Below are 15,037 nucleotides of genomic sequence, written 5' to 3'. Positions count from 1 at the left end.
AAGTTGTTTTTATAAACCAACACAGCGTTTACAAACTAAGGTAAACATTAAGTTTGTAAACGCTGAATTTAATGTCTACCAACTATACGTTGCACATAAGGTATATTGCTCACCGCGCCCAGGTGTGCCGGGTATTTCTTCAAACGACTCATCCCATAAGTTATCTGCCGCTAAGGTGATAAATAAATTACTCAACTGTGGCGGCGTTATTTTAAGCGTTAGCTGGGTAAATAACGCGTTGTCATTGTCGTTTCTAAGTGCATTTTTGTGTTGTGTACGCCATTCGTTATCTATTCTAAATTCTAAAATATCAGTTGGGTTGTACACGGCGCCAAGTGTTAAACGGTGATCAGGAAAGTTTAACGCGTAAAAGCTGGCATCGATATCGGCTGCGCCGTAGTTTTCTGATTTATGTAAATACGTGTAGCTTGCTATAAGTTTTGCTGTATCAAAGTGCTTACTCGCTAAAAATTCAACCCTTGCTGTATCAATATCAACTGGGTTTGCAAAGCGCGCTGAAGTTGAATCAAAATTAAAGGTCCAATCGGTTAAGTTATTATCTTTTCGATAAAAAATAGCCGAGTTTAACTGCCAGCTTTGTTCTTCAAGTAATAAACCTAGCTCCAAGTTTGATGTGGTTTCGCGCTCAAGGTTGTAGTTACTTCTAAATAACCCGCCTGAATCACTGCCGCCAATGGCTGTGTAGCCTGCAACTTGACTCGCCTGCGCGTATGATAAGTAAAGAGTTTGCGCTGTGCCGTCACTATTTGGGGTGTTTAAGGTTATGTCACCAATAGCTGATACTTCAGCATCATCACGATTTGTATCGTCATAGGCTGCGCCTAAACGAAATGTAAGTTGTTTATTATCCTCAAGCGCTATTTTGTATTCAGGCAATACGCTTGATTTATAATACTTACGAGAGGTAAAGTTGTTTTCAAGTGTTGTTGATTCAATCGAGCCATAAAATAAATCGGTTTGGCTATGCTCGCTTACTAATTGCGCGCGTGCTGAGGCGCGCGAAAAGTCACGATCGCCATTATCAATAGTGCCATCACTTTGCGAATGAGAATACTTACCTTCAGAGCCCTGGGTATAGTTAGCTAAGCTATCAAGTTGTGTGTTTTTAGCAGCATATATACCTCTGGACTAAAGCTTAATATATTTTTATGAATATCGAGTTATTTACTCAACTCAAACAAAATATTTTTTTCAATATAGTGTTATTGATAAGCAATAAAGAAAATGCAAATGAAGTTGCAAATGATAATTATTGTTGATATCATTTTAGTTGTTTATTGCTTTAAAGTCATAGGGCTTTAACTTTCATAATAAAGGAACTATTGAAATGAAAAATGTATTGTATTGTATTGTATTGTATTGATTCTATGTATTAATTCTAATTTTAGTGTGTCTGCTAAAAGTGCAGGAGACGTAAAGCTATTAGTCAATCCGGAAAAAACAATTGGGCTGATTCTATATGAACTTAGTGATGATGCACAAGAATGGCATATAGCCGTTGAGCAAAGGGAGTTTGCTATCAGTTTGATTTCGTTAGATGTTAGTTATATTAAAAGAGGGCTTCGATTTATATTAAGTTCTACAGGTAATTACTCAGTGACTTATAAAGGTACTGTTTTGCATGATGAAGCATGTAACTTTATTCGAGCTGACCCTGTTGAAGCGTACGGTTATTTTTTATTTGAAGCATGTTAGTAAAGGTTTAGTAATGAAAATCAATAAAGTGAAATTTTTCTTTACTCTAGTCTTGCTAGTGGTGGTGATAGGGCTACTTGTTATTTTTGAAAATACAACTCTCAATAAAGCAACACATGTAAAACTATCGATATCTCCAACACCGACAGAAAAATATGTGCCTACTGACCCCTTATTTCATGATTCAGCCGAGGACAGTTTACAACAGGATGAGCCATTAATTTTAGATCAGTTATCAGAGGTTGAGCAATTAATTAAGGGGCTTGATGGTTTAACATCAAATGAGATAGTTGTAAAACTATTAGGGACCGATGCGTATATAGAGCACTCTACAGAAATTTTATTGATGTTAATAAAAAATGGCACTCTAGGGGTTAACGAATCTCTTAAAGGAAATGAAAACAGATCGGCTTATTATACACCTTTGTTTGTGGCGTTATCATCACTAGACGAAGTAAGACCTGAACAATTTAATGAGTTTATGGATCTTGGCGCTGTAATTGATACCAGTAATGCTTGGCTTAGTAAGTTGGGAAGTATAAGAGATAAAGATAATATACAAAGGTGGGTAAATGAATCAGGAATAGGCTCAGAGCATTATAAAAAATTAGTAGAACTGGGGCTAACTTTTGGTTCACCACAATTGGTGAGTTATATAAAAGAAAGCGACCCAGGCGGTTTAACGTATGCTTTTCCTGCTGAATTAGTCGCTAATAGGGCAACTGTCGTAAATAAGTATGTTGCTGAAGAATTCGATGTAAAAGAATACCAGAAAAATAGTCAATATGTTTCTGAATACAAAATGGTACTTGGAGCTATTGGCTATGGTAATAAAATGTTAAATATAACGCGGGCTCTTAAACTGCAATCTGGGCTCACACAGGCTGAAATACAAGAGCTGGATAAATCAATTGCAGGAATACAAGCAAAAATAAATCGTTTGCAAGCATTAAAGAAAACCTTTCACTAATTTGAGATAATGGTCTTCTCCCTTTGATTATGTTTTACCACTTTAATCATGGCATATAGCTGCCGCATCGGGAGTAAGCTAATCTTAGATTATACAGCCAAGCCCAGAGTGTTCTGGGCTTGTTACGTTTAATAAAATGAGTGTTTTAATCCCTTTTCGGTTAGATGTGCTACCAACTATACGTTGCGCTTAACGTATATTGCTCACCGCGTCCTGGTGTGCCGGGTATTTCTTCAAACGATTCATCCCATACATTGTCTGCAGCTAACGTAATAAATAAATTATTGATTACGGTTGGCGTAATTTTTAGCGACAATTGCGTAAATAACGCAGTGTCTTTACCATTGCGTAGTGCGTTTTCGTGCTGTTTACGCCACTCGTTATCAACCCTCATTTCTATTAGGTCGTTTGGTGTCCAAATTGCACCTAAGGTCACACGGTGATCTGGAAAGTTTAAGGCGTAAAAGCTGGCGTCGATATCTGCATCACCATAGTTTTCTGACTTATTTAAGTAGGTGTAGCTTGCAATGAGCTCGGTTTTATCAAAGTACTTAGTCGCAAAAAACTCAACGCCGGTGGCGTCTATGTCAACCGGATTAGCAAAGCGGGCAGAGCTAGAGTCAAAACTAAAAGTCCAATCGGTTAGGTTGTTATCCTCACGGTAGAAAACCGCTGAATTAAGTTGCCAGCTTTGTTCTTGCATTAAATAACCAAGCTCTATGTTTTTAGTCGTTTCGCGCTCAAGGTTGTAATTACTTCTAAATAACCCGCCTTGCTCACTGCCACCAATAGCAGTGTAGCCAGCAACTTGGCTTGCTTGTGCGTAGGATACGTAAAGTGTTTGTTCAGAGCCGTCACTGTTTTGAGTGTTTAGTGAAATATCGCCAATGATCGATAACTCAGAGTCATCTCGGTTTGTGTCGTCAAAAGCAGCACCGAGACGAAGAGTTAATAACTGATTTTGTTTAAGGTCGATTTTATACTCAGGTAATACGCTCAGTTTGTAATAAGTGCGAGAAGTGAAATTATTTTCAAGGGTTGTCGACTCTATTTCATCTTCAATGTATTGCGCTGAATAATTTACTGCAAACGCGGTGTTTTGTGCATGGCTTCCTGATATTGCAATCGATTTTACTTTAGTTTCATGAAAGGCTTCAAAGGCGCTTGGATTCTCACGAGAAAATATATAATGGTCGTTGTGTTTTCTGTAATAGGCCGACACCTCAAAATGGCTATTGTCTGCGTAATTTTGCTGGTGGTTAAGCATGAGTAAGCGGGTTTCTAGTTCTTCAGTTTCGTTTACGCCAAATGGTGTATACATGTTTGGCCAGCCAAAAAACTTGTCTTGTGAGCCATACATTAAATCGGTTTGCGAATCCGCACCTATTAACTGTATGCGCGCAGAGGCGCGATTAAAATCGTGATCGCCGTTTTCTATTGAGCCGTCACTTTGTGAATGAGAATATTCGCCCTCAAAGCCCAGTTGCCAATTTTTAGCATCATCAATTTCTGTGCTTATTCCTGCGTAAATACTGTGTAAGTTAAAGTTGTTTGTACCTGTACCAACAGATACATTGCCGCCAGTTGTGATAGGTTTAAAACCAAACGAAATCGATCCCACTGAGCTGTTCATACCGTTTAAGGCATTGTCGGCTCCGGTTAAAATGTAAGGGCCCGTTAGCATTTGCGGTGCAATGGGAAGCTCTGCAACATAATGACCTGTTTGAGGATCTAGTAGGGTAGCACTGCCGACTCTAAACCCCGTGTTTTCGAAAATACCGCCACGAATTGTTACATCAGCTTGCGCTTCTGCCATATTACGTGACTGTAAATCAACGCGTGGGTCGTATTCTAAATTAGAGACGGGGGAGTCAAAGGTGCCAACAGGTAATTTATTTGCCGTGGCCGATGCCTCAACAGTTATTTGTTCTATTGCTGTTTCACTGTTGGTTGAAGCTTGCGCATAAGTAAAAGGTGTAACGCTGCACAGCAGTGCAGAAAATATAAAATGCTCAGTGCGATTCATGGTATATCTCATAATGTGTTAGGGCACTTATAAAAACTATATAAAGCGGGTGGGCTAGCTTAATTTAGTCAGTGCGATTTTGTGCGCTATTGTACAGTAATTATAAAAATCTGCATTTGATAATCATTTGTATAATTAACGCGTTACAATACACATGTATTTTTAATTAACTTTATTGAGTTAGATAAACAATGACGGTTCAGCAACACAATACACTTTATTTTGCCGGCGGCTGCTTATGGGGCGTGCAAGAGTTTATGAAGCATTTACCGGGCGTTATAACAACCCAAGCAGGGCGTGCTAATGGCGCAAGTAATAGCACACAAGGGGCATACGATGGCTATACTGAGTGTGTAAAAGTAATGTTTGACTCAAGTGTTTCACTCAATCAACTGTTTGACTATTTTTTTGAAATTATTGACCCTTACAGTGTTAATAAGCAAGGGGTAGATGAAGGCCCTAAATACCGTACAGGCATTTACAGCAAAAACCAAAATCATCTAGATGCAGCAAACAATTATATAAATAAGCGCAGCGATGCCGAAAAAATTGTAGTAGAGGTAGAGCAGTTAACTAATTACGTTCCAAGCGATCCAGAGCATCAAGACCGCTTAACTAACCACCCTGATGATTATTGCCATATACCGCTTGAGTTATTGCATAAGTATAAATTGTAAATTTAACGCGGTGTTTTTGTAGATGTGCAGCTTGCTAACGTGACGAGCGCTGCTCGTAATTTAAGGTGGAATATAGCGCTATAAATATAAGTAATTAGAAGCTATCGCTTCTCGCGCAAGCAAGCTTAGCGCCTACAGGTAAAGTTTAATCTGATATTTTGTAGACATGCAGCTTGCTGACGTGACGAGCGCTGCTCGTAATTACTTTAGTTTGTAAGCCCAAAAATTAACACCCACAAAAAAGCTCACATACTGTGAGCTTTTTAAAAACTAACTTTAAAATTACTGCTGCTTTTGCGGCGGGAAGTTGCTTAAAATATTTGCGACTGTTTTTTTAATTGACGCTTCGCGTTGCTCTGGCGATTGTTTTTTCTTTAAACGGCCTTCTTTAGCACCGCGCCAAATTAACTGATTAGATGCGCTGTCTACAATATCGATAACCAATGTACCCACTTCGTATTCACGCGCTGTTGTATCACGTTGAAAACCAGTACCCCAGTAACCCCAACGGTTACTGTAGCCCGTGTTAAACGTATCTACTTCTAATTCTTTATCTACCGACGCATGGTAGTTAACTAGTACGTCAGCTTGAGTTGGGTCTACTAACGTCATACCTAAGGTGTTTGTAAGCTCATTATTTACCGCAGTACGAACACGTTTTTCCATTAAGCCATTAATTTGATAGTTTGTAGTGTCTTTAGTTAAGCTCGCGTTTTCTACCCACGCAAATGTTTTAAAATTACTAAAGTTAGCAGATCTATCGTAATCCCAATCAGGGGTATGTGTACAGGCAGTAAGTAGTGCTAGTGCTGCAACAATAAGTATATTTTTCATTACGTTTGCTCCAATAAAATGCGTTACCTTAAAATAACACACATCATTTAAATGTGTATTATTAAAAGGTCCTAAAAATTAGTTTAGTTTGATGAATATGAATGACTAATTAATGTTAATTCGTCATTCAAAAAAGTTAATGTTCTACTTCTATCCAATCTTTTTCATCTACCCAGTTTTGTGCGCCATCTTTTACTGAACGAATCGGCACAATGTAGTCACAACTTATTTGTGGCTTAACCGAGGCAAATATAGGCACAAAGCCAAAGCTTAATGCGGTTTCTATAATTGCTTTTTGGTTTTGCGGGTCGATATCGGCCGCTTCATCTATGTAAATGGGTATACGGTAAAGATTTTGTTCTTGATCGCTTAATAAGTAACGAATAAACAACATGCCACATAATAACTTAATGGTTATACGTGTTCCGTTTGAACCAGCTGAGTCTATTTTTTCAAAGTGTTCGGTATCACCTGCGCGGTTTACCACTTCAAAACGAATGTCGAACAAATCAGTTAAGGTTAGGCCTGCTTTGTCTGAAGCAAGTTTTATTAAATGATCTTTTGCTTCGTTTACTGCGCTTTCGCTGTAAGGTTCTTGGCTTAGTAAATCAAGGGTGTCGCCTTGCTCAAACTGATGCGACGTGCTGATAATGGTATCAATACTATCAACCAGCATTTTGCGCGGTATTACGTTAATTTTAAACGCTTGCAGGTTAGAAATACGGTGCTGGCTTATACCTTTATTAAAGCTATTCATTTCGCGGCGAAGGCGGTCTAAATCTTCACGCAAGCCTTTAATAGTGGCGGCCACTTCGGTCAGTGCTACGCGTCCTTGGCGCTCAACGGCATCGCGTTCGTTATCAAGGTTGTGAAATGCGCTAATTAGTTTTTGGTATTTAGTAAATTCGTCGTTTTCGTTATCGAACTTAGTAATGCCTGCGTTATAAACATGCAAATAGGTATTTCGCACGTTTATGTCAAAATTGCGCAGCTCTTGGCAGTCTTTATTAAAGTAATGTACTAGGTCGCTTAAGTTATCAAAGTCGACTGTTATATCAATCATGTATGGGGTTACTTTCCCGCTGTATAAATCGAGAGTGTGATCAATTCGCTCGCTTTTAACTTGGCGTAGGCGCTCGGTTTGGCGATTAATTTGCTCTTGCTTTGATTTAATTAACGAGCGTCTGTCTGCAATTGAGCCGCTATTTTTTTGAATGTCTTGCAGGTAGTCGTCGACTTGTTCGCGCTCTGCTAATAATTGCTCTTTTAGCATGGCTTGCGCTTCTACCGACTGCTGCATTACCTCAAATTGCTCTAAGCGTTTTAGGGCGCTCTCAAGGCTCATTAGCTCATCGTAGAGTGCGTCTTTTTCTTTTTGTTTATCTGCAACATTGGCTGCAACGTCACGTTGTTGTTTAAATTCTTTTAACGAATTTTCAAGTGCGTTGAGCTGGGCGCTTAATTGCTCTTTATTTTCACCGCTTTGCATTTGCACAGGTGAAAGCTTTTTAAGTTTAATACTTGCACCTGGAAGCGTTAGCACACCGCCTTTAACGTTTTCACTTAATAGGGATAAAAACTCCCCAAAGGCGTCTTCATCGTCAATGGTTATATCGCCATTAGTGGTGGTTGCAAACGAGAGTAGGTCGGGATTTAAAATGCGCGATATTTCTTCTACTTCTTTAAGCGATAGATCTTCGCGCATACGGGTAAACAAATTAAACTCAAGGTTTTTAAGCTGCAGTTTTAAACTTTTGATTTGTTTTTGCGTTTCGCTAATGCGGTAATCAAGGGTGTGCAGGCTTTGGCCTTGTGCGCTGGTTATTGAGTGCGAAAGCGACTCGTAATCGTGCTTAAGCTGGGCAAGGCTGGTTTTAATTGTGGCTTTATTTACCAGCTCAAACTCGCTTTTAAGGGCGCTGTAATCTAAAAACCATTGTTCAATTTGAGTTTGTTTGCGTTCTATATCACGCGATTGCTGTACGTATAGGCTTTGCTTTTGTTCAAACTCGTGTTTTTCGTGTTCTATGTCTTCAAGTGCAATACCGAGTTCATTTAATTGATCTTCTTGATAGGTATCAAAGTCAATTAGGGCTTGGTCAATTTTAGGTGCGTAGGCTGCTAACTTACCTTTAAGTACGGTCTGATTTTCAAGCATTGATTCAAGCGCACTTATTGGCTCTTGCATTGATTCAAGGGCTTTTAATTCACGTTTAGCGCGGTTTACTTTATCAAACGAGCGACGCCATACTTCGTAAAAATCGACCTTAGAGTTAGACATATGGCGTTCAAACACACGCAGCATAAAGCGTTTAACATCGCTTGCGCCTAATTTGTGTAAGTTAAGAATACGCCTAAAAATTTCTTTATAAATAGCTGAGTCTTGCACGTTATTAAGCGGGATCATTTTTAAATTAATGTCGCCGTCAAAGGGTGTTGCGCCGCCGGTAAGTAGGGCGTTTAGCTCTTGTGCTTTTAGCTCAATAGGGTTGTAATTAAGCGACTTTAAATGATTAAACAGCTTGGTAAACTTAATTATGGTATTACCTTGCGTGTACTGCGCTAAATCAAGTTTGCCCTGATAACAAAAGTACTGGTGTGCGTAACCGGCTATTTTACCAAGTCCTGCTACACCAATAACGACCGAGCCATGAGGGAGGTTAGCTTCAAGTAAAATGTACGACTGATCCGATGAAAAATAAAACTTACGGGTTTCATCTAAATCGTGCCCGTCCCATTCGGTAAGGCGTAAATCGTTGATAAGCGGAAATTGCAGGGCGTTAATAACCGAGCTTTTACCGGTATTGTTTGGCGCACAAATAGAGCTGCTTTTATCAAGCGGGATCACACATTTTGCATAACCTGCGGTATTAAGTAGGGCGAGTTTACTCAGTCCGTATAAGTTTTTCATTCCTCGTCCTCCGTAATGTAGGTTTCTTCGTTTACTTCCATTAATGCATCTATATAGCGGTGAATTGGCGCTTGCAGCATAAAGCCGCCTTCTACTTCGCGGGCGAGGCCTAAACGTACCATGCGCAGGTAAACGTCTTTACGTAAATCTGAGCCCGAAAATATCTCCAGCTGATCAAACAAGTGCTTGTTAATTTGCACTAGTGTTTGCATCAGTTCTAAATCGTTTACTTCATCAAACAGGGCGCGCATTGGGTCTTTACCCGTGTTGGCGTAGTGTTCAATTAAAATGTAAATAGTGAGCGCAACAGCACGGGATATTTTCCCCATGTTTGGTGTACTTTCGTCGCTGGCAAAATAGTAAAAGCCACGGCTATCGTGTTTTAGCTCATGACCTAATGCGGTAAATAGTGCGCTGTAAGATTCAATGTATTGGTCAAGCTCTTGCCACATTACGTTGTCTTGTTCACAAATGTGGTAACCCGCCGTTAATTTTTTATTGATTGCTTGCAGGTGAGTTAGTTCGTCTAGGTTTATATGTGTCATGGTAATTACTTATCTGCCTTAGTATTAGGCTGAACGGCTAAATCTGGTGCCTGAGAATTAAATGGATAAAGTGAAAAGTGCTGTCCGGCAATTTTAACACGCGCTTTTTCATCGCTTTGGCTAATGTTAATGTCGCTATCGCTGATTAGTTTTTGATATAAAAATAGCATTTCGTCGGCGTCTAGCTCGGGATAGCTTTCATCTAAAAATTGCAGCAATGGCTGAGGCTTTTTACGTTTTTTGTTAAAGCGTTTTGCAAAGCTTGTTTTTACATCATTGTAGTCAGGTATGTTAGGCGTTATAAAAGCCGGCACGTCTTGTTGCTCTGGGAGCTGGTATTCTTCGTGTTCAAATTCCACCAAGCTTGCCATATAGGCAACTATATGGCGCTGCTGGCCAAGCGAATAGCGCTGAGAGTCGCTTACAAAATTTGGCTGTACAGCACTTAGCATATTGTCTACGCCATTTTTACGTACAAGGCCGAGCACTTTTGCTGCCTGGCGAGTAACTAAGTTATTACGGCGCAGCTCTTCGCGCAGTGGCATGAGCATATCGGCGCTTTTACGTAAGCTTTCACGCCCTATTAAGTGCATTTCGAGTATGCGAGTTCGTAATTGCTCTAGCATGCGTTTGTCGGTATATGCTTTACCTGAGCGCTCAATGTATTCTATTTGCTTACTAATTTGTTGCTCTATTATTGTAAAGCAGGCATGAAAATCGCCCCTAATATCGACCATTTCAAGCATTGGCTCTATGTATTCGTCAAAGGCCTCTATTACTGCCTTATAGCGTTTTTGCAGCGATTGCACGCCATGGTCAGATTTAGCGTGTTCGACTATATTTAATATGGCGTTTTCGTTGTGTGAAAAAAGCTTCATTATTTTACGTACCCGATCATCCATAATGCGGCTGTAGCGGCGTAAATCGTCAAAGTCTTCAACGTTTCCTGCGTTATCTAATTTATTACCTAAGCGGGCTAAATCATCAACTAATACGCTAATTTCTTGCGCTAAACCTAAGTGCTCTTCTTGGAGTAAAAAAGTAGCAAAATCAGCAATGGCACGGTTAATTTCAAGCTGCGACGATTTAGCGAGTGGAATTAAAATATCTTGATTGAGCAAGCGATTGGTTTCTTTGTATATGCGCTCGTTTGACCACGTGGGCTGTTTTTGTTTTATGGCATTTTGCACGTCTTTTAGGCTAAAGTCGGCCATTTTAAAACGTTTAAATAATAACTCTAAAACCCCCCAATGTTCGCTAAGGGTATTTAGTCGCTTTTTAGCTGGGATCATAAGGCGTTACAACATCCTAGTAATTTATTATTGAGAATTTAGAAGCGTCTCATTATTACGTATTCTAATTAATCTAGCCTGTATATAGTATTCGTTTTTAAGACTATTTAATAATAGTTTTTGCATAGCCGCAGTGCTAACATTCGCGCCGAAAATAGGCACGTTGAGAGGGACTTTACGTGTGTTCTTTAAAACAATATCAAAGGTTATTTAATACCCATGGTTTCCACGATTATTCTAACCCTGATAGCGATCGGATTCTTATTGATCGTTATAGAAGATATCATCCATGTAAATAAAGCTAAAACCACGCTTTTTTTTGGCACGCTTTGCTGGATCCTCCTGTTTATTTTCCCCCTGCATGGGCAAAGCCCAGAGCAAGTGCAAGAACTCCTTAACGAAAATATTTTAGAGATAGCATCGCTGTGGTTGTTTTTAATGGCCGCCATGACCTTTGTTGCTTATTTAAACTCAAAAGGGTTTATCGAAAATATTGTGCACAGAGTGATGCCAACAAGTATTAGCGAACGCAAGCTGATGTTTTTGGTTGGGGTATTTGCGTTTTTGTTTTCGTCTGTTTCAGACAACGTAACAGCCACGTTAATATCGCTCGCTGTGGTTATGTCGTTAAAACTGCCGCCTAAAAAACTCATAAAATATGCCACGCTCATTGTATTTGGTGTTAACTCCGGCGGTGTGTCGTTAATTACCGGTGACGTTACCACCTTAATGATATTTTTAGATGGAAAAGTAACCATTGCTAACTTATTACTGCTTATTGCACCTGCATTTATCAGTGTTATGTTGTTAGCGGCAATGTTAAGTATTGGCATGAAAGGGGAAGTGACCTTTTCTAAGTCAGGGAAAAAACGCATAGAAAAAACCGATATCACTATCGCAGTTATTTTTGTTTCTACAGTTATCAGCATACTCGCGTTGAGTGTTATTTACAGTGTACCGCCTTTATTAACTTTCTTATGTGGTTTATCAATTATGTTTTTAGTGGCGCAATTTTTAATGCGCAAAAAAGACATAAACAAAAATATTATCGACTACGTACGCGACATAGAATACGACACCTTACTGTTTTTCGTCGGGGTTTTATTATTGGTAGGCGCATTAAAAGAGATTGGCATGCTAAGTAAGTTTACCGACCTTTACACCGTTATGGCGCCACAGTACGCTAACTACTTAATGGGTATTTTATCGGCTGGGGTAGATAACGTGCCGCTTACCGCTGCTTTACTAAAAGCCAATATAGTAATGAGTCAGCAAGATTGGTTGTCGTTTACTTATGCAACCGGTGTTGGCGGGTCAATGCTTATTATTGGATCGGCTGCGGGTATTATTGCCATGAGTAAAGTAAAAGAGCTAACTTTTATGAGTTACTTACGTTTATCGCTGTATTTGTTAGTAAGTTATACCGTTGGCTACGCGGGCGCGTATTACATGGGCGGGTTTGTTTAAGTTTTGCTTAACTAACCACATTAAAACGCTTGACAGCTAGACGGCTAAACGTTAACTTTCAAACCCCGCTTAAAAGTGGGGTTTTGTTTTATTAGCCATTGGTTAATACAACATTCAGAAGAGGTGCGATACTTAGGTATTTAATGGTAGGTGACGAACGCCCATAACCATTAAAGAGGGAAGTACTCGCCGAGAAAACCAACGTTACGTCGATGTTGTTTTTCGGTTTATGGGGCTGAATCCTCAAAACTGTCACCAATCTAGGTGGAGAGCTTCTGGCAGTGGATTTACCTTCATGCATTCACTTGCCAAGTTCTTCTTGTTTTATCGCGGTTTGGATACCGCAAAAGGAGACTAAATGACTACCCAATCAGTGCCGCAAACAGTATCGGGCGTTAAATCAGATTACATCGTTGCCAAGTTTGGTGGAACCAGTGTGGCTAACTTTGATGCGATGAGTCGTTGTAGCGAAATTATTGTTGCCGATAAAAGTGTTCGTATTGTTGCTGTGAGCGCCAGTGCCGGCGTAACTAACCACTTAGTTGCACTGTGTAAAAGTGATATTACTAGCGAACAACGCCAAGAAAATATTGACGGTGTTCTTGCTATTCAACAAGCCATTTTAGATGAATTATCACTTGATGCCGATTTAGCCGTAGGCTTTAACGAAACATTAAAAGCATTTCAAGCACTCGCTCAGCAACAACTGACTACTGCACAACAACACGATGAACTGTTGAGCTTTGGTGAACGTTTATCGTCGTATTTATTTGCGCAAGTGCTGCGTTTAAAAGGCTTAAATGCCGATCGGTTTGATGTACGCCAAGTCCTTAAAACAGACAGCCAGTTTGGAAAAGCAACACCTAATGTAAGCGCAACAGCACAAGCTGCAAAAGAATATTTAATTCCTCTATTAGATGAACAAGTTATTGTAACGCAAGGTTTTGTTGGTAGTGACGAATTTGGCCAAACAACAACCCTTGGCCGTGGTGGGTCTGACTACAGTGCCGCTTTACTTGCAGAGGCAATAAACGCTAAAAGTGTACATATTTGGACGGATGTAGTGGGGATTTTTAGCACCGACCCGCGTTTATGTGTAAAGGCGTCGCCTATTGCCCGTTTGAGCTTTGATGAAGCCGCTGAAATGGCTACCTTTGGAGCTAAGGTATTGCACCCAGCGACTATTTTGCCAGCCAGTCGTAGTCATATTAATGTATTTGTTGGTTCAAGCCGCGAACCTGAACGCGGTGGTACGTGGATAGAGCGTGAAAAATCGCAGCAACCAGGTATACGCGCTGTAACGCAACGTAAAAACCAAATTTTGCTTACCCTTAAAAGCCCTGAAATGTTACTGGCTAGCGGCTTTTTAGCCCGTGTATTTACTATTTTAAGCGAGTTTAATATATCGGTTGATTTAGTAACCACCTCTGAAATCAGTGTGGCAATAACGCTTGATAACGCGCCTAACGCATCACGCCCAGAGCTAGACCAAGCGTGTTTAGATAAGCTTGCTGAATTTTGCCATGTATCGGTTGAGAACAACTTAACGCTGGTGGCGCTTATTGGTTCAGAAATTCAACTTCGCCAACACGAAATGAAGTTAATGCAGGTATTAAGCGACTTTAATATTCGATTAATTTGTCACGGTGCAAGTAAGCACAACTTATGCTTTTTAGTTGAGCAGAGTGAATCTGACAACGTGGTTCAGGCTATTCATAGCCGGTTATTAGAGGCTTAAATACTAAGCGACTGTTCGGTTAATAAAAAGCATCGCCAGTCGGTGCTTTTTTTATGCACTAAGGTTAAATCAAATGCCTCTGTTTGCGTGCTAACAACTTGGCTGCTTGAAGCAAGGTTTGCTACCGCAAGTTCGGTAAATACATTGGGACTAAGTAATTTCGCAATAGGGCGGCTAGTTGCTTTAGCTAATGATTCTTTCAATGTCCATATTCTAAAAAAGGTATTGGCCTGGCTTTGCGTATTAGGTTGCAATGTAATTAACGTCACTTCGTCTGAGTGGTAAAAATGTTTGGCTAGTTTTTCAATTGGGCGTGTTAGGCTTATTTTTTCAAGGTCGAAGCCAAAAGTGTTATTTTTTGAATTTAAAGCAACCCCAACAAAACCATGAGAATGCGATATGCACGTATTAACAACACAATCGTTAATATGTAACTCTAACTTAGCCGTAGTGTGGTTAAAGTTTGTAGTAATAGCATTTAGCGCCACATTTGCAAATTCAGGGAAGGTGGTTTTCACAAGCATTTTTAAAAGTAAGCGGCTTGCTAAATATTCTTGTTTAGCTGTTGGGTTTTTTCGGCGATTAATAACGCTTAATTCAAGCTCGCTAAGTAAACGAGGTAAGTCGTAATCAGCTACATTAAGTGTATTGGCGTTAAATAACAAAACGGTATTTGCGCTTTGGGGTAAATTGGCAAAATTAGTTGACTTGATACTTAATGCGTTATTAAAAAAATGTGCGGTCATATAGGCCCATAAATAAGAAAGTCGTTGTTATTGTGAGCAATTAACGCGACTAATAAAGCCTGAATACAATTTTATTACTCAGCTGGCATTAAATATGGTTTAATTCACAACAATC

11 protein-coding genes, 1 pseudogene and 1 riboswitch are annotated in these 15,037 nt (G+C 39.7%); of the genes and pseudogenes, 5 read left to right on the top strand and 7 right to left on the bottom strand.

Annotated features, from left to right (window positions below; translation table 11 throughout):
- Positions 1 to 75: 75 nt before the first annotated feature.
- Positions 76 to 1,146, bottom strand: a pseudogene (locus tag AC27I2_RS10440) (TonB-dependent receptor domain-containing protein); the annotation flags it as partial.
- A 264-nt stretch (positions 1,147 to 1,410) separates the two neighbouring features.
- On the opposite strand from AC27I2_RS10440, the gene AC27I2_RS10435 reads away from it, so the two are divergent.
- Positions 1,411 to 1,716 carry a hypothetical protein gene (locus AC27I2_RS10435; protein WP_128081084.1) on the top strand — a complete coding sequence of 102 codons (306 nt, stop codon included), beginning with the start codon at positions 1,411 to 1,413 and terminating at the stop codon, positions 1,714 to 1,716.
- Between the two features lie 13 nt (positions 1,717 to 1,729).
- Positions 1,730 to 2,686: a hypothetical protein gene (locus AC27I2_RS10430; RefSeq protein ID WP_487204241.1), complete on the top strand. Its 957-nt coding sequence runs from the start codon at positions 1,730 to 1,732 to the stop codon at positions 2,684 to 2,686.
- A gap of 169 nt (positions 2,687 to 2,855) precedes the next feature.
- Here AC27I2_RS10430 and AC27I2_RS10425 read toward each other — a convergent pair whose 3' ends face one another.
- A complete protein-coding gene (locus tag AC27I2_RS10425) occupies positions 2,856 to 4,712 on the bottom strand; it encodes a TonB-dependent receptor plug domain-containing protein (RefSeq protein WP_487204240.1) in 1,857 nt (618 codons plus the stop codon).
- Between the two features lie 191 nt (positions 4,713 to 4,903).
- On the opposite strand from AC27I2_RS10425, the gene AC27I2_RS10420 reads away from it, so the two are divergent.
- Positions 4,904 to 5,389, top strand: a complete 486-nt coding sequence (locus AC27I2_RS10420; RefSeq protein WP_487204239.1) for a peptide-methionine (S)-S-oxide reductase — start codon at positions 4,904 to 4,906, stop codon at positions 5,387 to 5,389.
- A 282-nt stretch (positions 5,390 to 5,671) separates the two neighbouring features.
- Here AC27I2_RS10420 and AC27I2_RS10415 read toward each other — a convergent pair whose 3' ends face one another.
- The 4 genes from AC27I2_RS10415 to AC27I2_RS10400 all read right to left on the bottom strand — a co-directional run bounded on the left by AC27I2_RS10415 (position 5,672) and on the right by AC27I2_RS10400 (position 10,971).
- Positions 5,672 to 6,223, bottom strand: a complete 552-nt coding sequence (locus AC27I2_RS10415; protein WP_487204238.1) for a DUF4136 domain-containing protein — start codon at positions 6,221 to 6,223, stop codon at positions 5,672 to 5,674.
- A 136-nt stretch (positions 6,224 to 6,359) separates the two neighbouring features.
- Positions 6,360 to 9,134 carry an AAA family ATPase gene (locus AC27I2_RS10410; RefSeq protein WP_487204237.1) on the bottom strand — a complete coding sequence of 925 codons (2,775 nt, stop codon included), beginning with the start codon at positions 9,132 to 9,134 and terminating at the stop codon, positions 6,360 to 6,362.
- Positions 9,131 to 9,679, bottom strand: a complete 549-nt coding sequence (locus AC27I2_RS10405) for a condensin complex protein MksE (protein WP_487204236.1) — start codon at positions 9,677 to 9,679, stop codon at positions 9,131 to 9,133. Before AC27I2_RS10405 ends, AC27I2_RS10410 begins: the two co-directional genes overlap by 4 nt.
- Positions 9,680 to 9,684: 5 nt before the next feature.
- The gene (locus tag AC27I2_RS10400) at positions 9,685 to 10,971 is read right to left on the bottom strand and encodes a hypothetical protein (protein WP_487204235.1); all 1,287 of its coding nucleotides are present in this window, start codon (positions 10,969 to 10,971) and stop codon (positions 9,685 to 9,687) included.
- Between the two features lie 219 nt (positions 10,972 to 11,190).
- Between AC27I2_RS10400 and nhaD the strand changes: the two genes are divergently transcribed.
- On the top strand, positions 11,191 to 12,438 hold the full coding sequence (nhaD, locus tag AC27I2_RS10395) for a sodium:proton antiporter NhaD (protein WP_058404345.1): 1,248 nt from the start codon (positions 11,191 to 11,193) through the stop codon (positions 12,436 to 12,438).
- A 110-nt stretch (positions 12,439 to 12,548) separates the two neighbouring features.
- Positions 12,549 to 12,721: riboswitch (Lysine riboswitch) on the top strand.
- Positions 12,722 to 12,796: 75 nt separating this feature from the next.
- On the top strand, positions 12,797 to 14,176 hold the full coding sequence (lysC, locus tag AC27I2_RS10390; RefSeq protein WP_487204234.1) for a lysine-sensitive aspartokinase 3: 1,380 nt from the start codon (positions 12,797 to 12,799) through the stop codon (positions 14,174 to 14,176).
- Here the strand turns inward: lysC and AC27I2_RS10385 are convergent.
- A complete protein-coding gene (locus AC27I2_RS10385) occupies positions 14,173 to 14,922 on the bottom strand; it encodes a 4'-phosphopantetheinyl transferase family protein (RefSeq protein ID WP_487204233.1) in 750 nt (249 codons plus the stop codon). The genes lysC and AC27I2_RS10385 overlap by 4 nt on opposite strands.
- Between the last annotated feature and the right edge of the window lie 115 nt (positions 14,923 to 15,037).

Source organism: Pseudoalteromonas sp. NH0006-46 (genome assembly GCF_057547735.1).
Note: the sequence above shows the minus strand (reverse complement) of the source record. Positions and strands in the feature narration are given on the sequence as shown.